Source organism: Pseudomonas sp. FP2196 (genome assembly GCF_030687715.1).
Classification (GTDB): domain Bacteria; phylum Pseudomonadota; class Gammaproteobacteria; order Pseudomonadales; family Pseudomonadaceae; genus Aquipseudomonas.
Genome location: NZ_CP117445.1, coordinates 1,021,432 through 1,044,254, shown reverse-complemented (window position 1 = coordinate 1,044,254; position 22,823 = coordinate 1,021,432). Strand labels below are relative to the sequence as shown.

The 22,823-nt window shown below is 59.2% G+C and carries 24 protein-coding genes; 16 read left to right on the top strand and 8 right to left on the bottom strand.

Annotated elements, in window-relative coordinates; all coding sequences use genetic code 11:
• The first annotated feature begins 25 nt into the window (after window positions 1-25).
• Both PSH79_RS04615 and PSH79_RS04610 read left to right on the top strand, forming a co-directional pair.
• Complete coding sequence (locus PSH79_RS04615; RefSeq protein ID WP_305441456.1) at window positions 26-502, top strand: PAS domain S-box protein; 477 nt, start codon at window positions 26-28, stop codon at window positions 500-502.
• A gap of 54 nt (window positions 503-556) precedes the next feature.
• Entirely contained in the window at window positions 557-1,162 is a 606-nt protein-coding gene (locus PSH79_RS04610; protein ID WP_305441455.1) for a hypothetical protein, read from the top strand.
• 3 nt (window positions 1,163-1,165) lie between these two features.
• On the opposite strand, the gene PSH79_RS04605 is transcribed toward PSH79_RS04610, so the two are convergent.
• The gene (locus PSH79_RS04605; RefSeq protein ID WP_305441453.1) at window positions 1,166-2,125 is read right to left on the bottom strand and encodes a MerR family transcriptional regulator; all 960 of its coding nucleotides are present in this window, start codon (window positions 2,123-2,125) and stop codon (window positions 1,166-1,168) included.
• Window positions 2,126-2,312: 187 nt separating this feature from the next.
• On the opposite strand from PSH79_RS04605, the gene PSH79_RS04600 reads away from it, so the two are divergent.
• From PSH79_RS04600 to PSH79_RS04575, 6 genes are all read left to right on the top strand, one after another.
• Window positions 2,313-2,888, top strand: coding sequence for an antibiotic biosynthesis monooxygenase (locus PSH79_RS04600; protein ID WP_305441452.1), 576 nt, complete (start codon window positions 2,313-2,315; stop codon window positions 2,886-2,888).
• 71 nt (window positions 2,889-2,959) lie between these two features.
• Window positions 2,960-3,670, top strand: coding sequence for a dihydromonapterin reductase (folM, locus tag PSH79_RS04595; RefSeq protein WP_305441451.1), 711 nt, complete (start codon window positions 2,960-2,962; stop codon window positions 3,668-3,670).
• 21 nt (window positions 3,671-3,691) lie between these two features.
• Window positions 3,692-4,252: a GTP cyclohydrolase I FolE gene (gene folE / locus PSH79_RS04590; RefSeq protein WP_025109431.1), complete on the top strand. Its 561-nt coding sequence runs from the start codon at window positions 3,692-3,694 to the stop codon at window positions 4,250-4,252.
• Entirely contained in the window at window positions 4,253-4,624 is a 372-nt protein-coding gene (gene folX / locus PSH79_RS04585) for a dihydroneopterin triphosphate 2'-epimerase (RefSeq protein WP_305441449.1), read from the top strand.
• A gap of 68 nt (window positions 4,625-4,692) precedes the next feature.
• Window positions 4,693-4,989: a DUF1244 domain-containing protein gene (locus PSH79_RS04580; RefSeq protein WP_305441448.1), complete on the top strand. Its 297-nt coding sequence runs from the start codon at window positions 4,693-4,695 to the stop codon at window positions 4,987-4,989.
• Window positions 4,982-5,320 (top strand): HopJ type III effector protein, encoded by a 339-nt coding sequence (locus PSH79_RS04575; protein WP_305441447.1) that lies wholly within the window; start codon window positions 4,982-4,984, stop codon window positions 5,318-5,320. The genes PSH79_RS04580 and PSH79_RS04575 overlap by 8 nt, the downstream gene beginning before the upstream one ends.
• 186 nt (window positions 5,321-5,506) lie before the next feature.
• Here the strand turns inward: PSH79_RS04575 and trxB are convergent, their stop codons facing one another.
• On the bottom strand, window positions 5,507-6,469 hold the full coding sequence (trxB, locus tag PSH79_RS04570) for a thioredoxin-disulfide reductase (protein WP_305441446.1): 963 nt from the start codon (window positions 6,467-6,469) through the stop codon (window positions 5,507-5,509).
• Window positions 6,470-6,780: 311 nt separating this feature from the next.
• Here trxB and cysZ point away from each other — a divergent pair, with 311 nt between their 5' ends.
• Both cysZ and PSH79_RS04560 read left to right on the top strand, forming a co-directional pair.
• A complete protein-coding gene (gene cysZ, locus PSH79_RS04565) occupies window positions 6,781-7,533 on the top strand; it encodes a sulfate transporter CysZ (protein ID WP_305441444.1) in 753 nt (250 codons plus the stop codon).
• A 40-nt stretch (window positions 7,534-7,573) separates the two neighbouring features.
• On the top strand, window positions 7,574-8,773 hold the full coding sequence (locus tag PSH79_RS04560) for a glycosyltransferase family 1 protein (protein ID WP_305441443.1): 1,200 nt from the start codon (window positions 7,574-7,576) through the stop codon (window positions 8,771-8,773).
• A gap of 136 nt (window positions 8,774-8,909) precedes the next feature.
• On the opposite strand, the gene PSH79_RS04555 is transcribed toward PSH79_RS04560, so the two are convergent.
• The 3 genes from PSH79_RS04555 to PSH79_RS04545 form a co-directional block, all read right to left on the bottom strand.
• Complete coding sequence (locus tag PSH79_RS04555; protein ID WP_305441441.1) at window positions 8,910-10,013, bottom strand: NADH:flavin oxidoreductase; 1,104 nt, start codon at window positions 10,011-10,013, stop codon at window positions 8,910-8,912.
• 188 nt (window positions 10,014-10,201) lie between these two features.
• The gene (locus tag PSH79_RS04550; protein ID WP_305441439.1) at window positions 10,202-10,684 is read right to left on the bottom strand and encodes a glutathione peroxidase; all 483 of its coding nucleotides are present in this window, start codon (window positions 10,682-10,684) and stop codon (window positions 10,202-10,204) included.
• Between the two features lie 124 nt (window positions 10,685-10,808).
• The gene (locus PSH79_RS04545) at window positions 10,809-11,294 is read right to left on the bottom strand and encodes a peptidylprolyl isomerase (RefSeq protein WP_007912368.1); all 486 of its coding nucleotides are present in this window, start codon (window positions 11,292-11,294) and stop codon (window positions 10,809-10,811) included.
• Between PSH79_RS04545 and PSH79_RS04540 the strand changes: the two genes are divergently transcribed.
• The 3 genes from PSH79_RS04540 to PSH79_RS04530 are packed head-to-tail and all read left to right on the top strand — an operon-like array spanning window position 11,263 to window position 14,655.
• Window positions 11,263-11,589: a DUF3565 domain-containing protein gene (locus PSH79_RS04540; protein ID WP_187676800.1), complete on the top strand. Its 327-nt coding sequence runs from the start codon at window positions 11,263-11,265 to the stop codon at window positions 11,587-11,589. The two genes, PSH79_RS04545 and PSH79_RS04540, sit on opposite strands and share 32 nt — an antisense overlap.
• Before the next feature lie 60 nt (window positions 11,590-11,649).
• On the top strand, window positions 11,650-13,749 hold the full coding sequence (gene pta / locus PSH79_RS04535) for a phosphate acetyltransferase (protein WP_305441438.1): 2,100 nt from the start codon (window positions 11,650-11,652) through the stop codon (window positions 13,747-13,749).
• A complete protein-coding gene (locus tag PSH79_RS04530) occupies window positions 13,750-14,655 on the top strand; it encodes an acyltransferase (protein WP_305441437.1) in 906 nt (301 codons plus the stop codon). It abuts the gene before it with no gap.
• Between the two features lie 123 nt (window positions 14,656-14,778).
• Here PSH79_RS04530 and cysN read toward each other — a convergent pair whose 3' ends face one another.
• The 3 genes from cysN to PSH79_RS04515 form a co-directional block, all read right to left on the bottom strand.
• Window positions 14,779-16,677, bottom strand: coding sequence for a sulfate adenylyltransferase subunit CysN (cysN, locus tag PSH79_RS04525; RefSeq protein WP_305441436.1), 1,899 nt, complete (start codon window positions 16,675-16,677; stop codon window positions 14,779-14,781).
• Between the two features lie 9 nt (window positions 16,678-16,686).
• Entirely contained in the window at window positions 16,687-17,604 is a 918-nt protein-coding gene (gene cysD / locus PSH79_RS04520) for a sulfate adenylyltransferase subunit CysD (protein ID WP_007912374.1), read from the bottom strand.
• A 239-nt stretch (window positions 17,605-17,843) separates the two neighbouring features.
• Complete coding sequence (locus PSH79_RS04515) at window positions 17,844-18,602, bottom strand: Nif3-like dinuclear metal center hexameric protein (protein ID WP_305441435.1); 759 nt, start codon at window positions 18,600-18,602, stop codon at window positions 17,844-17,846.
• A 103-nt stretch (window positions 18,603-18,705) separates the two neighbouring features.
• Between PSH79_RS04515 and algW the strand changes: the two genes are divergently transcribed.
• The 3 genes from algW to PSH79_RS04500 all read left to right on the top strand — a co-directional run bounded on the left by algW (window position 18,706) and on the right by PSH79_RS04500 (window position 22,788).
• Window positions 18,706-19,863 carry a Do family serine endopeptidase AlgW gene (gene algW, locus PSH79_RS04510; protein ID WP_305441434.1) on the top strand — a complete coding sequence of 386 codons (1,158 nt, stop codon included), beginning with the start codon at window positions 18,706-18,708 and terminating at the stop codon, window positions 19,861-19,863.
• Window positions 19,864-19,950: 87 nt separating this feature from the next.
• Window positions 19,951-22,056, top strand: a complete 2,106-nt coding sequence (locus PSH79_RS04505; protein ID WP_305441433.1) for a TonB-dependent siderophore receptor — start codon at window positions 19,951-19,953, stop codon at window positions 22,054-22,056.
• A 12-nt stretch (window positions 22,057-22,068) separates the two neighbouring features.
• Window positions 22,069-22,788: a DUF4198 domain-containing protein gene (locus tag PSH79_RS04500; RefSeq protein WP_305441432.1), complete on the top strand. Its 720-nt coding sequence runs from the start codon at window positions 22,069-22,071 to the stop codon at window positions 22,786-22,788.
• Window positions 22,789-22,823: the final 35 nt, after the last annotated feature.

The window sequence follows — 22,823 nt, the reverse complement described above, 5'->3', positions numbered from 1 at the left end:
CTGACAACTCTGAAAGGATTCAAAGATGATCAACGCCAGTCTGCTGCAAATGGTGATCAACGCGTCGAATGACGGGATCGTGGTGGCCGAGAAGGAAGGTGAACAGGACAACATCCTGATTTATGTCAATCCGGCCTTCGAACGCCTGACCGGTTACACCAGCGAGGAAATTCTCTATCAGGACTGCCGCTTTCTGCAGGCCGGAGACCGCGATCAAGAAAGTCTGCTATTGATCCGCGACACCCTGCGCAGTAATGGTTCGTGCCGGGAGATCTTGCGCAACTATCGCAAGGACGGCACGCCGTTCTGGAACGAACTGTCGCTTTCGACGGTGACAAACGCCGCTGACGGCCAGACGTATTTTGTCGGTGTACAAAAGGACGTGACCGTTCAGGTCAAGGCTCAGCAGCGAGTGGCGCAACTCGAAGCGCAGGTCGCGGCCCTGCAAACCGAGCTTGCAGCCTTGAAAGCGACGAACGGCGCAAACAAAACAGCGAACTGATTGTCAGTAACTACAATCACCAATGACTTTGTAACTATTCCCTTCGAGTTAGCCATGCAGCGCGACGCCCTCCTGACCCAGGATGAGCTGGATTTTATCCAGACCATGCAGCACAACCCGCAACTGAACGTGCGGGATGCTACGTCGAGTCTGCTGGTTAATGGTGGTTCGCAGATTCGTGATTTGCTAACGCGCCTGGCTGCTCACGAACAGGTCACCATTCAGGCCAACTTCGAAAATCAGCAAATGACTTTTCCGCTGCATCTGGTGGAAGACGAGTTTCATGCACTGCACCTGCGTCTCGGTGTTCCGAGCATTTACGAAGATGGCCCGATGGTGCGCCCATGGCGGTTGACTCTCGAAGAGCCGGTGGCGCTGGAAAACGCCAAAGGCCAACCCGGCACGATGTGGGTTCACGAGATTTCGCACAAAGGCGTACTGCTGGAAATGCGCAACAAGACCAAACCCCCCAAGCATTTCGCGTTGTGGTTCAGCCCTTCCGGCTATGAGCGGATTTCACTGCGCGGCCATTTCGAACGGGAAACCGAAAGCGGTTTCTACGCCTACGAACTGAGCCAGAGCGATGCGGATGAAACCGAACGCCTGCGACAGTTCATTCTGCAACAACACCGCCTGACCCATCCCGCCCTGCACACCTGATCCTCAGGTATCGAGCTTGCCTGCCAGTATCTGCATCAGACGCTGACGCATCGTCGCCCCTTCGTTGCCAACACAACCAATCGAAGTTCCGCTCAGGCTATCCTGTGCCAGATCGGATGCATCCCCCGCCAGCAACAACTGACAATCAAGACTCAAGGCCAACCGATTCAATCGCCGCGGCAGTTCCGCGGCCGGTGCGTGATTGGAAAACAGCACCAGAGCCTGTGGCTTGATCTTCTCGCAAACCAGCGTCAACTCGTCGAACGGCTGGCCGGTGGTGAGCACCCGTACGCCTGAATCGCTGCTACTGAGAAACAGCGCAGCCACCAGCAATTCAAGTTCGCGGCACTGACCGGCCAAGGCACTGACAATGATCTTGCGAGGCTGTGAGCCGCGCAGAACGATGATTCGCTGCAGCACCCGCGCGCGCAGGTATCCATCGAGAAACAGCCACTCACTGGTTTGCCCAAAGGCTTCCTGACGCTGCAGCAATTGCCGCCAGAGCGGCATCAAGATGTCTTGAAACACGACCGGCAAAGCGTACGAAGAAAAGATCTGACCGTAAACCCGATCCAGCTCGAAATCGTCGAAAGCACTGACCGCACGTTGCAACTGCTGCTGCCATTGCTGGTAGTCGGCCTGCACCAAATCATCGGGAATGATATGTGCGAGCACCTTCAGCGGTTCGGTTTTAGCGAGGATCTTGCCAATCTTGCTGACCGCCACACCTCGGTCGATCCACTCGACGATGCTGCGAACGCGCTCGATATCTGACATCGAATACAAGCGATGCCCACTTTCGGTGCGCGTCGGTTGAATCAAACCGTAGCGCCGCTCCCACGCGCGCAGGGTGACCGGGTTTACACCGGTCAACCGTGAAACTTCCCGAATGGGAAACAGATCTTCGCGCTCGAGTGAAACAGATGCCTGCGAGGCAGGGCTGACGTCCGTCGTGACAGGCATAGTACGTTCAACGTCCATGTGGGCTTTGGATCCTATTCTAACCCCGCGGTGACCTGCGACGAAAGCCACTGGTTTAATCAGGAAAAACAGGAATAATCCTTGCTAGTTGACAACACAGGTCACCACCCCGGCCTGCGTCAGGCGAAACTCCTACCCGGAGCGACGCACCGAAATACGGAGATATATAATGTCTACTTCACCCGTTACGCTAATGGTCGCGCGCCGTGTCGCCGATGGCCGCTATCAGGATCTGATCATCTGGCTGCGCGAAGGCGAACAATTGGCCACCGACTTCCCCGGCTATCTGGGCTCCGGCGTGCTCGCCCCGCCGCCCGGCGATAACGAATTCCAGATCATTTTCCGCTTCGTCGATGAGCAGACTTTGCATGCGTGGGAGCATTCGGCTTCGCGTACAGCGTGGCTGGACCGTGGCAGCGATCTGTTTGCACACCCGAAAGAACACCGCGTCAGCGGCATCGAGGGCTGGTTCGGAACGGGCGCAATCGGTGCACGTCCGCCGCGCTGGAAACAGGCCGTTGCGATCTGGCTGGCGTTCTTTCCGGTATCGCTGCTGTTCAACTTTGTCCTCGGCCCGCTCCTCGCGGACATGAGTCTGTTGCCACGGGTGTTGATCAGCACAGCCTGTCTGACGCCACTGATGGTTTACTTCTTTATTCCCTTGTCGACACGGTTGTTGGCCAACTGGTTGAACGGTGCGCCAACGCGACCCTTGCCTGTTACGCCGTCAACACAAAATCGTTAAGGCAAGCCGCCGTAGTTCCACGGCTCGCGTCGCTGGTATAGTTTTCGCTCCAACCGCGATGCGAGCCACTCATGACCACAAATTGCGCCCCGATCCTGATCACCGGTGCCGGCCAGCGCGTCGGCCTGCATTGCGCGCAACGTTTGCTGGAAGACGGCCACCCGGTGATCTTCACCTACCGCAGTGAACGTCCCGGCGTGCAAATGCTGCGGGATCTGGGCGCAGTGGGTGTATTTGCGGACTTTTCCAGCGAAACGACCATCCTGGCATTCATCGCTGAATTGAAAACCCTCACCGACAGCCTGCGGGCGATAGTGCACAACGCCTCCGAATGGCTGGCGGAAAGCCCGGACAGTGAAGCCGAAGCGTTCAGCCGCATGTTCAACATTCACATGCTCGCGCCCTATCTGATCAACCTGCACTGCGCCGGTTTGCTCCAGCAATCGACGCCCGCCGACATCATCCATATCAGCGACGATGTGACCCGCAAGGGCAGCAGCAAGCACATCGGTTATTGCGCGAGCAAAGCCGGGCTCGACAGCCTGACCCTGTCCTTCGCCGCGCGCTATGCGCCAGCGATCAAGGTCAACGGCATCGCGCCGGCCCTGCTATTGTTCAATCCCGACGACGACGCGGCGTACCGCGTCAAGGCGTTGGCCAAATCCGCGTTGGGCATTGAGCCCGGCAGCGAAGTGATCTACCAAAGCCTGCGCTATCTGCTCGACAACCCTTATGTCACCGGCACGACCCTGACCGTCAACGGCGGGCGGCACGTCAAATAACCCCGCCCGCGAGGATGTTCCATGACCCGCTCCCTGCCCGAGAATTACCGCGAAATCCTCATCGGCCTTGGTGAAGACCCCGACCGCGAAGGATTACTCGACACTCCGGTACGTGCGGCCAAGGCCATGCAATACCTGTGTCACGGTTATGAGCAGAGCGTCGACGAGATCGTTAATGGCGCACTGTTTGCTTCGGACAGCGATGAGATGATCATCGTCGCTGACATCGAGTTGTACTCATTGTGCGAACATCACCTGCTGCCCTTCATCGGCAAGGCCCATGTGGCGTATATTCCGACCGGCAAAGTGCTGGGGTTGTCGAAGATCGCGCGACTGGTGGACATGTTCGCCCGACGCCTGCAGATTCAGGAAAATCTCACCCGGCAAATCGCCGATGCGGTGCAACAGGTCACTGATGCCGCCGGCGTTGCCGTGGTCATTGAGGCCAGACACATGTGCATGATGATGCGCGGTGTCGAGAAACAGAACTCGACCATGAACACCTCGGTCATGCTTGGCGCTTTTCGCGACTCGAGCAACACCCGCCAGGAGTTCCTGCAATTGATTGGACGGAGCAAGTAGATGCCACAACTTCAACCGGGAATGGCGCGCATCCGGGTCAAGGATCTGCGCTTGCGCACCTTTATCGGGATCAACGAGGACGAGATCCTCAACAAGCAGGATGTGCTGATCAACGTCACCATTCTGTACGCCGCGCAGGACGCGGTGCGTGACAACGACATCGACCACGCCTTGAATTACCGCACCATCACCAAAGCGATCATCGCCCACGTCGAGGGTAATCGCTTTGCGCTGCTCGAACGCCTGACCCAGGAATTGCTCGATCTGGTGATGAGCAACGGATCGGTGCTGTATGCCGAAGTCGAAGTCGACAAGCCGCATGCGCTGCGTTTTGCCGAGTCGGTGTCGATCACCCTCGCTGCCAGCCGCTGAGCGTGTCTGGCGCATTGGCCGCCAGACTTTTATCATCCGCGCCACGAATTGACTGCACAGAGCCCATCATGACCGAGCAACAACGCCTCGAACTCGAAGCCGCCGCCTTCCGCCGACTGGTCGCGCACCTGGACAGCCGCAAGGACGTGCAGAACATCGACCTGATGAACCTCGCCGGGTTCTGCCGCAACTGCCTGTCGAAGTGGTACAAGGCCGAAGCCGACGAGCGCCAGATCGAGGTCAGCCTCGACGACGCCCGCGAAGTGGTTTACGGCATGCCGTACGCCGAGTGGAAAGCCCAGTTTCAGCAAGAAGCCAGCGCCGAACAACAAGCGGCGTTCGCCAAAGGAAAACCCAATGAGTGATCTGAACACCCTGCGCGCCAGCCTCAAGAGCGGCGAGCACGTTTTCGCCGACACCCTGGCCTTCATTGCCGCCGGTTACGACTACCAGCCTCAGGCGTTCAACAACGGTGGAGTGGAAAACGCGGCCGGGCAGAACGAAGGTTCGTGCAAGACCCTGGGTCTGGCGCTGCTGGAAGGCCTGAGCGATGAGGAAGCGCTGCTGGCGTTTGGCGAACATTACCGTTCGGTGGTGGCCACGCCTGAGGGCAGTGATCACGGCAATATTCGGGCGTTGATCGAACACGGTCTGGCGGGTGTGAAATTTACCGCCCAGCCCCTGACTCGCCGCTAACTTCAGCTGCAAACCCAATTCCTGTGGGAGCGAGCCTGCTCGCGAATACGGACTGACATTCGACATTGATGTCGACTGAAACACCGCATTCGCGAGCAGGCTCGCTCCCACATTGGAACTGCGTTGAACCTGAAAACCGGGCACAAAAAAACCGGCCAATTGGCCGGTTTTTTTGTGCCTGCGATCTTAGAACGAAGCGTTCTGCAGACCATCCAGGTAACGCTCGGTGTCCAGTGCCGCCATGCAGCCAGCGCCAGCCGAGGTGATGGCCTGACGGTAAACGTGATCTGCCACGTCACCGGCGGCGAAGATGCCTTCGACGCTGGTCGCGGTGGCGTTGCCCTCACGACCGCCCTGCACTACCAGATAACCGTCTTTGAGGGTCAACTGGCCTTCGAACAGCGAGGTGTTCGGGGTGTGGCCGATGGCGATGAACACGCCGTCGACTTTGATCTCGTCGAAGCTGCCGTCGTTGTTCTTCAGACGCGCACCGGTCACGCCCATGTTGTCACCCAGCACTTCGTCGAGGTTGGCGTTCAACTTGAGGATGATCTTGCCTTCGGCCACACGGGCGTTCAGCTTGTCGATCAGGATCTTCTCGGCGCGGAAGGTTTCGCGACGGTGGATCAAGGTCACGGTGCTGGCGATGTTGGCCAGGTACAGCGCTTCTTCAACAGCGGTATTGCCGCCACCGACCACTGCAACAGGCTTGTTGCGATAGAAGAAACCGTCGCAGGTCGCGCAGGCCGAAACGCCTTTGCCCATGAACGCTTCTTCCGACGGCAGGCCCAGGTAACGAGCGCTGGCGCCGGTGGCGATGATCAGGGCGTCACAGGTGTAGGTGGCGCTGTCGCCAGTCAGGCTGTAGGGCTTGGAAGCGAAGTCCACGGCGTTGATGTGATCAAAGACGATCTCGGTTTCAAAACGCTCGGCGTGCTCACGCATACGTTCCATCAGCACCGGACCGGTCAGACCGTGGACATCGCCCGGCCAGTTGTCGACTTCGGTGGTGGTGGTCAGTTGACCACCAGCCTGCATGCCGGTGATCAGCAGTGGCTTGAGGTTGGCACGGGCGGCATAGACCGCAGCGCTGTAACCGGCAGGGCCGGAACCGAGAATAATCACTCGCGAATGACGGACTTCAGACATGACCTGCTCCTGTTGACCGGGCCGAAAAACTGGCGCGGAACGCCGGACTGCCGGCGGGAATAAAAAAGGACCGTGGAAAACCTTGGGGAAGGCTTGAGCTCGACAGTCCTGTAAAAAGTTGGGTGAAGCGTATCGAGGGGGGCAAGATTAAGGAAATACGGTTTAACAATCCAGCTCATAGGTGGTCTCTATGCCGACACACTGACGAGATGGACGTCTTTGTTACAGTGGATGTCGATCACTCTGCCGCGCTTTCGCAGCCATTGCAAAGTCGGTAAGGTCGGCGCGTTTTCCCTTGCTCGGAGCACCTTATGCCCGCCCCTGTTCTGTCCGGCCCGCAATACCTGCGCGAAGGCCTCAAACTGGTCCTTAGCCCCAGCCTGCGATTGTTTGTACTGCTGCCGCTGGCCATCAACCTGGTGCTGTTCGTCGGATTGATCTATCTGGCCGGCCACCAGTTCAGCCTGTGGGTCGATACGCTGATGCCGTCGCTGCCCGAATGGCTGAGCTTTCTCAGCTACATCCTGTGGCCGCTGTTTGTCGTGCTCGTCGCACTGATGGTGTTTTTCAGCTTCACCATGCTCGCCAACATCATTGCAGCGCCCTTCAACGGCTTTCTCGCGGAAAAGGTCGAAGTGGTGGTACGCGGCACCGATGACTTCCCGGCCTTCAGCTGGGGCGAACTGATCGCGATGATCCCGCGCACCCTCGCTCGGGAAATGCGCAAACTCGGCTATTTCCTGCCGCGTGCCATCGGCCTGTTCATCCTCTCGTTCATTCCGGTGGTGAACATCGTCGCCGCGCCGCTGTGGCTGCTGTTCGGTGTGTGGATGATGGCGATCCAGTACATCGACTACCCGGCGGACAACCACAAACTGGGCTGGAACGAGATGCTCGCCTGGCTACGCCAGAAGCGCTGGCAGAGCATGAGTTTTGGCGGCAGCGTCTATCTGGTGCTGCTGATTCCGGTGGTCAACATCCTGATGATGCCCGCGGCTGTGGCCGGGGCCACTTTGTTCTGGGTGCGTGAACGTGGTGCCGAAAATCTGGTGACTCAGCGCTAGACCCGTCACAAATCCATCATCCGAACGTCACAAGCACGACATGGCCTCAGCCGACACTGAGGTCATGACGACAGCTCTGCACATCACTCTGATCACCGAAACCTTCCCACCGGAAATCAACGGCGTGGCCAATACCCTTGGCCGCTTGTGCGATGGATTGCGCGCGCGTGGGCATCAGGTCGAATTGGTGCGCCCCCGTCAGGCCGACGATCCACAGCGCACTGAAGACGACGCCCTGCTGCTGTGCCGAGGCTGGCCGTTACCGGGCTATCCAGGGCTGCAATGGGGTCAATCGTCGATGCACAAATTGCTGCGACGCTGGAAGCGCCAGCGCCCGGATGTGCTGTATATCGCGACTGAAGGGCCGCTCGGCTTGTCGGCGTTACGGGCAGCGCGGCGACTGGGAATCTCGGTGGTCAGCGGTTTTCATACCAATTTCCAGCAATACACCAGTCAGTACGGCCTTGGTCTGTTGACCCGCATGCTGACGCATTACCTGCGCTGGTTTCACAACCGTTCGGCGCTGACGCTGGTACCGAGCGTGAGCCAGCGACTGGAGCTGGAACGTCGGCATTTCGAGCGCCTGGCGCTACTGTCGCGAGGTGTGGACAGCCAGTTGTTTCACCCCACCAAACGGCTGAACGCTTTGCGTGAGCAATGGGGACTGGCCGAGAGCGACATTGCGGTGATTCACGTAGGACGGCTCGCGCCGGAGAAAAACCTTGGTTTACTCAAACGCAGCTTTGAAAAACTGCGCAGCACTTATCCACAGCGCAATCTGAAACTGATCGTGGTCGGTGACGGGCCGCAACGGGTAGCTCTGGAAAAGGATCTGCCCGAGGCGATTTTCTGCGGTGCGCAGCGCGGTGAAGCGTTGGCGGCGCACTATGCGTCGGGAGATGTGTTTCTGTTTCCGAGCCTGACCGAAACCTTTGGCAACGTGGTGCTGGAGGCGTTGGCCTCCGGGCTGGGCGTGGTCGCTTACGATCAGGCAGCGGCGGCGCAGCATATTCGTCATGGCTACAACGGCGTGTTGGCGATGCCTGGGGACGAAGAGGCGTTTTGCGATGCGGCGGCGTGGTTGCTCGAGGAGGATGAGACGTTGCGTTGTGTGCGGCTGAATGCGCGCCAGCATGCGAGTCGCCAGGGCTGGGCGGCGATTATCGAGCAGTTTGAAGGTCATTTGCGTGGGGCGTGCGTTCGGGAGCAGGTTGTCCCTAATGCACAGACATTGCCATAGATCTTTACTGGTCTTGAAGCCACCTTCGCGAGCAGGCTCGCTCCCACAAGGGATCTCCAGTGAACACAGGATTTGTGAATACCGGAGAAACCTGTGGGAGCGAGCCTGCTCGCGAAGGGGTCAGTAATGGCGCCGCTTAAACCAGCGTCATCAAAGCATCACGGCTGAACGGCAGAATGTCCTGCTCGCGCCCTTCACGAACCTTCAGCGCCCAATCCGGATCGACCAGCAACGCACGCCCCACCGCCACCAGATCGAATTCCTCCTTGTTCAGACGGTCCAGCAGGTTCTCCAGACTGGCCGGTTGCGCGACCTTGTCGGTGTTGACCATGAACTGCAGGAACTCGCCATCCAGGCCCACGCTGCCGACAGTGATGGTCGGTTTGCCAGTCAGTTTGCGCGTCCAACCGGCCAGGTTCAGTTCGGAGCCGTCGAATTCCGGCTCCCAGAAGCGCCGCGTCGAGCAGTGGAAAATATCCACGCCTGCCTCGGACAGAGGCTTGAGGAACTCGCCCAACGCTTCAGGGGTTTGCACCAGACGCGCGGTGTAATCCTGCTGCTTCCATTGCGAGAAACGGAAAATGATCGGGAAACCTTCACCGACCGCCGCACGCACCGCTTGAATCAACTCGATAGCGAAACGCGAACGGTTGGCCAGGCTGCCGCCGTATTCGTCGGTGCGCTGATTGCTGCCTTCCCAGAAGAACTGATCGACCAGATAACCGTGAGCACCATGGATCTCGACGCCGTCCATGCCAATGCTTTGTGCATCCTTGGCGGCTTGGGCGAAGGCGGCGATCACGTCCTGAATATCCTGTTTGGTCATGCCGTGGACAACGACGGTGCCGTCCTTGAGTTTTTCCGACGGGCCGTAAGCCGGCACGCTGGCGTCCGGCTCGGTGCCGATGCGGCGAACGCTGCCGACATGCCACAGTTGCGGAACGATCTTGCCCCCCTCGGCGTGCACCGCATCGACGACTTTTTTCCAGCCAGACAACGCGGCGTCGCCGTAGAAGTGCGGCACGTTCGGGTAGCCGTTGGACGCCTTGTGACCAACAGTCGTGCCTTCGGTGATGATCAGGCCCACACCCGCGGCAGCGCGGCGGCGGTAGTACTCAATGACCTTGGAGTTGGGTACGCCGCCCGGGGAAAACGAACGGGTCATTGGCGCCATGACCACACGGGTCGGCAGTTCGAGGGCACCGAGGTGGAACGGTTTGAACAAGGCTTGAACGGGCATCGAAAGGCTCCACAGAGAATGGCTTTATGACGGCGATAATATGGACCAACGAATCCATTGAACAGCACTATTGATTTGGGTGATTAAGGATTAAAAGACAGAAAGCAAAAGATCGCAGCCTCCGGCAGCTCCTACAGTTGATCTCATGTAGGAGCTGCCGGAGGCTGCGATCTTTTGACCGTGATGTTTCAGCTCAGCGCTTTTTCAATCGCGTGCACGATGGTCGGATCATCCGGCGCCGTGCGCGGCGAGAACCGGGCCAGCACCCGGCCGTCCTTGCCGAGCAGAAATTTTTCGAAATTCCAGGTGATATCACCGGGAAATTCCGCGCCCTCGCCCGCCAGCAGACGGTAGAGCTGATGCCGCTCGTGGCCGTTGACCTCGAGCTTGCTCGACAAAGGGAACGTCACGCCATAGTTGAGGCTGCAGAACTCTTGAATTTCCTGTTCGCTGCCTGGTTCCTGACCGGCAAACTGGTTGCACGGCAGGCCCAACACGCTGAAGCCTTTACCTTTGAATTGCTGATGGAGGTTTTCCAGCGCCGCGTACTGTGGGGTCAAGCCGCACTTGGAGGCGACGTTGACCACCAGCACGACTTTGCCCTTGAAGGGCGCCAGCGGTAGCTCCTGACCATCCAGGGCTGTCAACTTAAGGTCGTGAAAAGCACTCATGACGAACTCCAGGATTACCGTGTTCTACTCGAAACAGCCACTTGGCGAGGCCACCAAGGACAGCCGCGGACTAAAAAGGCGCCCGCAGGCGCCTCTCCAGTTCTCAAAAGCTTAGCGCAGAAAATCAGTGGTGATGACCACCTTCGCCATGGACGTGACCATGAGCGATTTCTTCCTGGCTGGCGTCACGGATATCAACGATCTTCACTTTGAAGTTCAGACGCTGGCCGGCCAGTGGGTGGTTGCCGTCAACGGTGACGTCGTCGCCGTCGAGGTCACGGATGGTGACGATCTGCATCTGGCCGTCCGGCGCCGAAGCGTGGAACTGCATGCCGACTTCCAGCTCGTCAACGCCTTCGAACATGCTGCGGCTCAGGGTGCTGACCAATTCGGCAGCGTATTCGCCGTAAGCGTCTTCCGGCTCAACGGAAACTTCCAGTTCGTCACCAACAGCTTTGCCTTCCAGAGCTTTTTCCAGGCCCGGGATGATGTTGCCTGCGCCTTGCAGGTAGACCAGCGGAGCGCCGCCGGCGGAGCTGTCGATGACCTCACCAGCGTCGTTGGTCAGGGTATAGTCGATGGAGACAGCCTTATTGGCGGCGATCAGCATGGGGCGAGACCTTTTGCATAAGAATATAGAAAGGCCAAGTTTAGCGAAGCAATCGCGCGAAAGCGAACACAACCCGGACAAACGGGATTCGACGATTAGCGGCTTCCATCAGGACGAAGACGGTCACTGGGTGGTCGAGCTTTCCTGTGGCCACACCCAACACCTGCGCCATCAGCCGCCATGGCAATCGCGAGCGTGGGTGCTGGACCCGGCGCAACGTATTGAAAAAATAGGCCAACCCTTTGCCTGCGGTTGGTGCGCACAAGGCTCGGTTAGCGATAACCTTGGCGACTGAATTTCGGCAGATCGTCAGTGATAGATGATCGCCATTGCCATGCAACTTTAGAGAATTCGCATGCAAACTTTTTTTATCGCACCCACCGATTTTGGCGTGGGTCTGACCTCCATCAGCCTCGGGCTGGTGCGTACGCTTGAACGGGCCGGACTGAAAGTCGGCTTCTTCAAACCGATCGCCCAGCCGCATCCCGGCGACACCGGCCCTGAGCGCTCCACCGAGCTGGTGGCACGCACCCACGGCCTGAAACCGCCGCAGCCGCTGGGTCTTGCCCATGTCGAGCGGATGCTCGGCGACGGTCAGCTCGATGAGTTGCTCGAAGAAATCATCGCCCTGTATCAGCAGGCCGCCGTCGGCAAAGACGTGCTGGTGGTTGAAGGCATGGTGCCGACCCGCAGCGCCAGTTACGCCGCGCGGGTCAATCTGCATCTGGCCAAAAGTCTCGATGCCGAGGTGATCCTGGTTTCGGCACCGGAAAACGAAGTACTCGCCGAACTCTCCGGCCGCGTCGAATTGCAGGCGCAGTTGTTCGGTGGCCCCAAGGACCCGAAAGTCCTCGGCGTGATCCTCAACAAGGTCAAGACCGACGAGAGCATGGAAGCCTTCGCCACGCGTCTGAAGGAACATTCGCCACTGCTGCGCAGTGGTGACTTCCGACTGCTCGGCTGCATTCCGTTCCAGCCCGAACTCAACGCGCCACGTACTCGCGACGTCGCCGACCTGCTGGGCGCGCAAGTGCTCAACGCTGGCGACTACGAAACCCGGCGCATGACCAAAATCATCATCTGCGCGCGAACCATGCGCAACACTGTCGAGTTGCTCAAGCCCGGCGTGCTGGTGGTAACGCCGGGGGATCGCGACGACATCATCCTCGCCGTCAGCCTCGCCGCAATCAATGGCGTGCCGCTGGCCGGTCTGCTGCTGACCAGCGACACCCTGCCCGACCCGCGCATCATGGACTTGTGCCGTGGCGCCTTGCAGGCCGGTCTGCCGGTGTTGTCGGTAAGCACCGGTTCCTACGACACCGCCAACCTGCTCAACGGCTTGAACAAGGAAATCCCGATCGACGACCGTGAGCGCGCGGAGATCATCACCGATTTCGTCGCCAGCCATCTCGACGCCAGCTGGCTGCATCAGCGTTGCGGCACGCCAAGGGAAATGCGCCTGTCACCAGCGGTGTTCCGTTATCAATTGATCCAGCGCGCCCAGGCCGCCAACAAGCGTATCGTCCTGCCCGAAGGCAGCGAACCGTTCACCGTGCAAGCGGCGGCGATTTGTCAGGAACGCGGGATCGCCCGTTGTGTGTTGCTGGCCAAACCCGAGGACGTCGAAGCCGTGGCCCGCGCCCAGGGCATCGTGCTGCCGCCGGGACTGGAAATTCTCGATCCGGATTTGATCCGCGAGCGTTACGTCGAACCGATGGTCGCCCTGCGCAAAAGCAAAAGCCTCAACGCGCCGATGGCCGAGCAGCAACTGGAAGACACCGTGGTGATCGGCACCATGATGCTCGCCCTGGATGAAGTCGACGGGCTGGTTTCAGGCGTCATCAACACCACCGCCAACACCATCCGCCCGGCCTTGCAACTGATTAAAACGGCGCCGGGCTGCACGCTGGTGTCCTCGGTGTTCTTTATGCTGTTCCCCGAAGAAGTGCTGGTCTACGGCGACTGCGTGATGAACCCGCACCCGAGCGCATCGGAACTGGCCGAGATCGCCCTGCAAAGTGCCGACTCGGCGGCTGCGTTCGGCATCACCCCGCGCGTGGCGATGATCAGTTACTCCAGCGGCGAATCGGCTACAGGTGAAGAAGTCGAAAAAGTCCGCGAAGCCACCCTGCTCGCCCACGAGCAACAGCATTCGCTGCTGATCGACGGCCCGCTGCAATACGACGCCGCCGCCAACGAAACCGTGGCCCGGCAATTGGCGCCAAACAGCCAGGTAGCCGGTCGCGCGACAGTGTTCGTGTTCCCCGACCTCAACACCGGCAACACCACCCACAAAGCCGTGCAGCGCAGCGCCGACTGCGTCAGCCTCGGCCCGATGCTGCAAGGCCTGCGCAAACCGGTGAACGACCTGCCGCGCGGCGCGCAAGTCGATGACATCGTCTACACCATCGCACTGACCGCGATTCAAGCCGCCAACCGACCTATGGATGTGTAAATGCTGGATTTTCTACCTGCACCGCTGCGCGGTGTAATCGCCTCACTGTTGTTGGCGCTCAACACGATTCTGCTCTGCTCGTTTCTGTTCTGCGTGGCGCTGATCAAGGCCTTGCCGTTCGCGGTCACCCAGCGCGTTGCCGGATGGCTGATGAGCCACACCCACGAAGCGTGGATCAGCAATAACAAAGGCTGGATGAACCTGGTGCGCCGCACCCGCTGGCACCTCAGCGGTCTGCAAGGCCTGGACTACAAGCACTCGTACCTGATCACCAGCAACCATCAAAGCTGGGTCGATATTCTGGTGCTGCAGTACGTGCTCAACCGGCGTATCCAGCCGCTGAAGTTTTTTCTCAAGCAGGAGCTGATCTGGGTCCCGGTAATCGGTCTGGCGTGGTGGGCGCTGGGCTTCCCGTTCATGAAGCGCTACTCCAAGGCCTATCTGGAAAAACACCCGGAGAAAAAAGGTAAAGACCTGGAAACCACCCGCAAGACCTGCGCGAAGTTTCGCAACAACCCCGTGGGGATTTTCAACTTCGTCGAAGGCACACGCTTCACTGAAGGCAAACATGCGCAACAGCATTCACCGTTCAAGTACCTGCTCAAGCCCAAGGCCGGCGGCATTGCCTTTGTGCTGGATGCGATGGGTGAACAACTGGAATCGATTGTCAACGTGACCATCCACTATCCGGCCGGGCGTCCGGGGTTCTGGGATTTGCTCTGCGGCAATGTGCGCGATGTGGTGGTGCACTTTGAAGAGCTGAAGATTCCGCAGCAGTTCATTGGCAAGAATTACGATCAGGACGGCGAGTATCGATTGCAGTTTCAGGGCTGGATCAATCAGCTGTGGCTGGACAAGGATGCGTTGCTGGAACAGATGCACCGCGAATTTCCAGCCAAACACTGATCCCTTGCAGGCTCACTCCTACAATTGACCGAGTTGGCCACAAATAAAAAGCCCGCCGATGATTGCTCATCGGCGGGCTTTTTCTTGCAGCTTGAGACTAGAAGCTTGTTGCTGCTTCAGTGCTTAAATCGCGCCACGCTGACGCAGCAGATCCAGCACTTGCTTAACGCTTTCTTCCAGTGTCAGCGACTGGGTATCAATCACCAGGTCAGCATTCAGCGGCACGTCATACGGGAAAGACTCACCCGGAATGTTATCGCCACCCGCCGCATACAGCCCTTGCGGATCACGCTCGGCACACACAGTCGGCGAAGCCTGTACATAAACCGTCAGCAGACGATCCTTGCCGATCAGGTCTTTGGCCTGCTCACGGCCTTCGGCGCTAGGCGCGACGAATGCAGCCAGCGTCAGCAGGCCCGCCTCGTTGAACTGACGCGCCACGTGCGCAGCCCGACGCCAGTTCTCGGTACGACCGGCGCGATCCTGTGGCAGACCTTTGTTCAGGTCGTGACGCAGGTTCTGACCATCCAGCACAAACACCGCGCGGCCCATGTCGAACAACTTGCGCTCGACCGCATAAGCCAGCGTGCTCTTGCCCGCGCCCGACAAACCGCTGAACAGCACGGTGGCCGGTTGCTGGCCGAAACGCTGAGCACGCTCTTCAGTGGCAACATGCGCCAGTTTGCCGTGGTGCGAGGCAGTGCCGTGAGCCAGTGGCTGAGCGACGATCATGCCAGCGCCAACAGTGCCGTTGGTCAAACGGTCGATGATGATGAACGCGCCGGTGGTGCGGTTGCTCTCGTAACCGTCGAGGGCGATCGGCGCGTCGAGCGCGATCTTCACCTTGCCGATTTCGTTGAGCTGCAACGCGCTCGCCGGGCCCTCTTCGAGGGTATTCACGTCGACCTTGTTGACGATGCTGGCGATGGAGCCCGGCACGTAACTGGTGGCGCGTTTGATGTCGTACTTCTTTCCCGGCAGCATCGGCTCTTCAGCCATCCACACCAGCATCGCTTCGAAGCTGTCGGTGACCGGCGGCACGTTGTCGGCATGCACCAGCAGGTCGCCACGGGAGATGTCGATTTCGTCTTCCATGGTCAGCGTCACCGCTTGACCGGGACCTGCGTGTTCCAGTTCACCTTCGAAGGTGACGATGGATTTCACGCGGCTGCTCTTGCCCGACGGCAATACCACGACTTCGTCGCCCTTCTTGACGATGCCGCTGGCCAGGGTGCCGGCGAAACCGCGGAAGTTCAGGTTCGGACGGTTGACGTACTGCACCGGGAAACGCAGATCGGTGAAATTGCGGTCGCCCGCCACTTCCACGGTCTCGAGAATTTCCATCAGCGACTGGCCGGTGTACCACGGCGAGCGCTCGGACTTGTTCACCACGTTGTCGCCCTTGAGGGCTGACATCGGTACGAAGTGCATGCTGGTCGGCTTCATCTTCAAGCCTTCGGCGAACTTCAGGTAGTCGGCCTTGATCGACTCGAACACGCCTTCATCGAAGTCTTTCAAGTCCATCTTGTTGATGGCAACGACGATGTGTTTGATGCCCAACAGCGAGGCAATGAAGCTGTGGCGACGGGTCTGGGTCTGCACGCCGTAACGGGCGTCGACCAGAATGATCGCCAGGTCACAGGTCGACGCACCGGTGGCCATGTTGCGGGTGTACTGCTCATGGCCGGGGGTGTCGGCGATGATGAATTTGCGCTTGGCGGTGGAGAAATAGCGGTAGGCGACATCAATGGTGATGCCTTGCTCACGCTCGGCCTGCAGGCCGTCGACCAGCAACGCGAGGTCAATGTCTTCGCCGGTGGTGCCGACTTTCTTCGAGTCGCGGGTGATGGCTTCCAGATGATCTTCGTAGATCATTTTGGAGTCGTGCAGCAGACGCCCGATCAGGGTGCTCTTGCCGTCATCGACGTTACCGCAGGTCAAAAAGCGCAGCAGCTCTTTACGTTCGTGCTGGCCCAGGTAGGCGAGGATGTCCTCGCTGATCAAATCAGATTGATGCGACATGACAGCCCCTTAGAAATAGCCTTGACGTTTTTTATCTTCCATCGAGCCTGCGCCATCGTGGTCGATGACGCGGCCCTGGCGCTCGGAAGTTCGCGTCAGGAGCATTTCCTGAATGATGTCCGTCAGGCTTTCGGCCTCGGACTCCACCGCGCCCGTCAACGGGTAGCAGCCAAGGGTACGGAAACGCACTTTCTTTTTAACGATGCGCGCTTTGTCTTCATCGGACAGATGCTCAAGGATGCGCTCGTCATCGATCATGATCAGCGTGCCGTTCTTCTCGATCACTTCACGTTCGGCGGCGAAGTACAGCGGCACAATCGGGATGCCTTCGAGGTAGATGTACTGCCAGATGTCCAGTTCGGTCCAGTTCGACAGCGGGAACACACGAATGGATTCGCCCTTGTTGACCTTGCCGTTGTAGACATTCCACAGCTCGGGACGCTGGTTTTTCGGGTCCCAGCGGTGCTTGCTGTCGCGGAACGAGTACACGCGCTCTTTGGCGCGGGATTTCTCTTCATCGCGACGGGCACCGCCGAACGCAGCATCGAAACCATGCTTGTCGAGAGCCTGCTTGAGGCCCTCGGTTTTCATGATGTCGGTGTGCTTGGCGCTGCCGTGGGTAAACGGGTTGATGTTCTGCGCCACGCCATCCGGATTGATGTGGGTGATCAGGTCCAGGCCCAGCTCTTCGACCATTTTGTCGCGGAACTTGTACATCTCCTGGAATTTCCACCGGGTGTCGACGTGCATCACCGGAAACGGCAGTTTGCCCGGGAAGAACGCCTTGCGTGCCAGGTGCAGCATCACGGCGGAGTCTTTACCGATGGAGTACAGCATCACCGGGTTGTCGAACTCGGCGGCCACCTCGCGGATGATGTGGATGCTTTCCGCCTCCAGCTGTTTCAGATGCGTCAGTTTGTCGACCATGGCTACTCACGAAAGCTTTCTTATGAACGGCCAGCGGGCCGTGTTCGAGCGGGGAATCCTAGCACAGCGACCTCTTCTAATCAGGACGCCAACTAGATCGAAAGGGTATATGAATATGCCTGTGGGTTAGCCCCATCCCCCTGCAAGAGCTGCCGCAGGCTGCGATCTTTTGATCGTGTTTCTAAAAAAACCAAAATCAAAAGATCGCAGCCTGCGGCAGCTCCTACAGGGCAGTACTTTCAGATCGGATTCGGGCAATCGATGAAGATGTGCTCGACGGCAAAACGCTTCGCCAGATAATCGCCCAGCGCCTGCACGCCATAGCGCTCGGTGGCATGGTGACCGGCGGCGATGAAGCTGATGTCGTTTTCCCGCGCGCTGTGGAAGGTCTGCTCCGATGCTTCGCCGCTGAGGAACAGGTCGACCCCCGCCGCCACACCGTGATCGATATAACCCTGACCGCCGCCGGTGCACCAGCCAACCCGTCGGATCATCGCGCTGCCTTCGATCAGCAGCGGTTCGCGGCCCATGACTTCCTGCACTTTGCGGGCGAAATCACGCGGGGTCATGGGTTCGCTCAGCGACCCGACCAGGCCGACGATTTTCAGATTGTCCGGATCCAGCGGGCCTTCGACCGTGATGTCTAACTGACGCGCCAACTGCACGTTGTTGCCAACGTCCGGGTGCAGATCCAGTGGCAGGTGATACGCGAGCAGGCTGATGTCGTGCTTGAGCAATGTCTTCAGCCGGCGCTGCTTCATGCCGGTGATGCAAGGATTTTCGCCCTTCCAGAAATAACCGTGATGCACCAGCACCAGATCGGCCTCGGCTTCGACGGCGGCATCGAGCAAGGCCTGACTCGCGGTCACACCGCTAACGATGCGCATCACCTGCGGACGGCCTTCGACCTGCAAGCCGTTGGGGCAATAATCGGCAATTTTCGCACTGCCAAGGTAACGGTCGGCTTCTTCGACGAGGGTGCTAAGGGCAACGGCCATGAAAGACTCCTAAATATCCCGTTCCGAGGCGCGCGCGGCCTCGTATAATGCGCGACATTATGGGCGGTCTGACCCCGCCTGCAACTTTTCCAGGACGTGCTTAATGTTCAAGGCGCTGCGTTTTATGGGCTGGCCGCTGTTGGCCGGCGTGCTTATCGCTCTGTTGATTATTCAGCGTTACCCGCAGTGGGTCGGGCTTCCGAGCCTCGACGTCAACCTGCAGCAGGCCCCGCAAACCACCAGCGTGCAGCAGGGGCCGGTGTCCTATGCCGACGCGGTCACCATTGCCGCGCCGTCGGTGGTCAACCTCTATACCACCAAGGTCATCAACAAACCGGCGCATCCGCTGTTTGAAGACCCGCAGTTTCGCCGCTTCTTTGGTGACAACTCGCCAAAGCAGAAACGCATGGAGTCGAGCCTCGGCTCCGGCGTGATCATGAGCCCGGAAGGCTACATCCTGACCAACAACCACGTGACCAGCGGCGCCGATCAAATCGTTGTGGCGCTCAAGGATGGCCGTGAAACCCTGGCCCGGGTGATTGGCAGCGACCCGGAAACCGACCTCGCCGTCCTGAAGATCGACTTGAAAAATCTGCCGGCGATTACTGTAGGCCGCTCGGACAACATCCGTATCGGCGACGTCGCCCTGGCCATTGGCAACCCGTTCGGCGTCGGCCAGACCGTAACCATGGGCATTATCAGCGCCACCGGGCGCAATCAGTTGGGCCTTAACAACTACGAAGACTTCATCCAGACCGACGCGGCGATCAACCCGGGCAACTCCGGCGGTGCACTGGTCGATGCCAACGGCAACCTCACCGGCATCAACACCGCGATCTTCTCCAAATCCGGTGGCTCGCAAGGCATCGGCTTTGCCATCCCGGTGAAACTGGCGATGGAAGTCATGAAGTCGATCATCGAACACGGCCAGGTGATTCGTGGCTGGCTGGGGATTGAAGTACAGCCGCTGACCCAGGAACTGGCCGAGTCGTTTGGCTTGTCCGGGCGCCCGGGAATCGTGGTGGCGGGGATTTTCCGCGATGGCCCGGCGCAGAAGGCCGGCCTGCAACTGGGTGACGTGATTCTCAGCATCGATGGCGAACCAGCGGGCGATGGCCGCCGCTCGATGAACCAGGTTGCGCGGATCAAACCGACCGACAAAGTGACGATTCAGGTCATGCGCAATGGCAAAGAGATCAAGCTGACCGCTGAAATCGGTCTGCGACCACCACCGGCACCGGTGAAGGAAAAAGAAGAGTAAGACTTTGTTCGCGCCGGCGGCGCGAATAACAGACATTCTCAACAGGCATGTTATATTGTTTCAATTAAACAATTGGAACAACATAACATGTCGTCTCGAACAAAGGCCTCGCTGCTGGGGCTGACCCTCGGTTTGCTGGGTGATCCGGTTTTCGCCGAAGAACCGCTAGCGCTCGAACTTGAAGCGATCAGCGTCACCTCAGACTACGAATCCCCCACCGGTCCCGTCACAGGCTACCGCGCCACGCGCTCGTCCAGCGCCACCAAAACCGACACCGCAATCCGCGATATCCCACAGGCGATCAGCGTTGTCCCCGCCAGCGTGCTCAAGGACTTGGGCAGCACCAGCGTCGAACGCGCGCTGGATTTCGCCGGCGGCGTGTCCAAACAAAACAATTTCGGCGGTCTGACCCTCTACGAATACAGCGTGCGCGGTTTCACCACCTCTGAGTTCTACAAGGACGGCTTCAGCGCCAATCGCGGCTACCCGGCCACACCCGACGCCGCCAACATCGAGCGCATCGAAGTGCTCAAAGGCCCGGCCGCCAGCCTGTATGGCCGAGGCGATCCGGGCGGCACGGTGAACATCGTCACCAAGAAACCGCAACCCGAAGCCTTCACAACGCTGCAAACCAGCGCCGGCAGCTGGGATCGCTATCGCACCGCGCTGGACGTCAACACGCCACTCGATGAGCAGGGTGATGTGCTCTCGCGGATCAACCTCGCCGTCGAGGATAACCACAGCTTCCGCGATCACATCGACAGCCAGCGTGTATTCGTCGCGCCCTCGATCCGTTGGCAACTGAATCCCAACACCTCGCTGTTGGTCGAAAGCGAAATCGTCCGTCACAACTCCACGTTCGACCGTGGCATCGTCGCGCCGAAAAACAAGTGGAGCGGCGTTTCGCGCTCGACCTTCCTCGGCGAGCCGAACGACGGCAACATCGACAACCACAACAACCTGCTCCAGGCCACCCTCGAGCATCACCTCAACGACAACTGGAAACTGCGCCTGGCCAGCCATTACAAGGAAGGCAAACTCTGGGGCGACGCGTCGGAAAGTCGTGCGCTGAACGCCGATGGCCATACGGTCAACCGCCGCTATCGCGAACGCGACACCCATTGGCACGACAGCATCACTCAACTGGAATTACGCGGTCTGTTCGACCTCGGCCCGTGGCAACACGAACTGCTGATCGGCAGCGAGTACGAGAACTACCGCAAGAACGAACGGGTCACCACCATCGCTGGCGGCCCTTACGCCATCGACATCTACAAGCCGATCTACGGCCAACCTAAACCCAATGGCGCACGCTCCGGCACGGACTTCTTCGAACACGTCGAAAGCCATGCGCTGAACCTGCAGGATCAAATCGTCTTCAGCGACACACTGCGCGGAATGATCGGCGCGCGCTTCGAGCACTTTGATCAACGCATCGACGATCACACCCGCAACGCCAAAAGCCAGCAGACTCACGACGCCCTCACCCAACGCGCAGGCGTGCTCTATCAATTGACGCCGAACACCGGCCTGTTCGCCAACGCCTCGACCTCGTTCAAACCAAACAACGGCCTCGATGCCTCCGGCAAATCCTTCGATCCGGAAGAAGGCGTCGGTTACGAAATCGGCATCAAGAACGAACTGTTCGACGAACGTCTGAGCAGCACCCTCGCCTTCTTCCACATCGACAAGGAGAACGTCCTCGCCCTCGACCCGGGCACAGACACCAGCCGCGCAATGGGCAAGGCACGCAGTCGCGGTTTCGACTGGCAAGTGACCGGGCAAGTGACCGATGCCGTGCGGGTGATTGGCGCCTTCGCTTACATCGACGCCGAAGTGACCAAAGGCGATGCGGCGATTCCAGCCGGCAGCCGCATTCTTGGCGTGGCCAAGCGCAGCGGCAGTCTGCTCGGGGTTTATGAGTTTCAGGACGGGCATTTGCGCGGCTCGGACGTCGGCGCGGCCTTCACCTATGTCGGCGATCGCTCCGGTGAGGCCGGCGGTGATTTTGAAATGCCGGCCTATCACACCGTCGATTTGCTCGCTCATTACAAGGCCAGCGACAACGTCACCGTCGGGCTGAACCTGAACAACCTCTTCGACGAAAAATACTACGAGCGCTCCTACAGCAATTACTGGGTCAACCCCGGCGAGCCGCGCAATTTCACCGTCAGCCTGACACTCAACCTGTAAAAGGACGTCCCCATGCAATACGGCAAAACCCTCCTGATCATCGCGGCACTGTTCGCCGGACAAGCCTCGGCCCATGGCCTGTGGACCGAACAACGCCGCGGCAACATCGAAGTGATCTATGGCCACGGCGCTGAAGACAATGCTTTCAAGGCGCAGAAAGTCAGCGGCGCCTGGGCATATGACGCGGGCGGAAAAATGATCCCGGTCAGCGTTGAGCGCCTGCCCGATCACGCGCGCCTGAAACCTCTGAAAACCCCGGCGGTACTGGCAGTGGCGTTGAACAACGGCATGTGGTCGCAAACGGCTGACAAGAAGTGGATCAATGAAGGGCGCAGCAAAGTCCCGGGCGCTGTCGAGGCGACGCAGACCTTCAAGTACAGCCTGGCGATTTACCAACCGGGCGCGAAGTTGCCCAAGCTTGATCAGATCAAACTGCTGATTCTGCCGGAAGTCGACCCGTTGACTATCGGGCCGGGAAATTCATTGCCGGTGCGGGTGTTGCTCGATGGCAAACCGGCGGCGGGGGTGAAGTTGATTGGTGACTATCGCAGTGCGCCGAATACCTTAAGCACCGAGACTGACAAAGACGGCCGCGCGCAGGTGTTGGTGCGCAATGAAGGGTTGAATGTGATTGCCGCGCAGGTTGAGGTGCCGGTGAAGGACAGCCCGGACGTGAACAGTCGCGGGCTGTTCACCTCGCTGACGTTCCTCGGTGAGCCGCATCACGAATAACCACCACAATTCCCCTGGAGGAGCGAGCCTGCTCG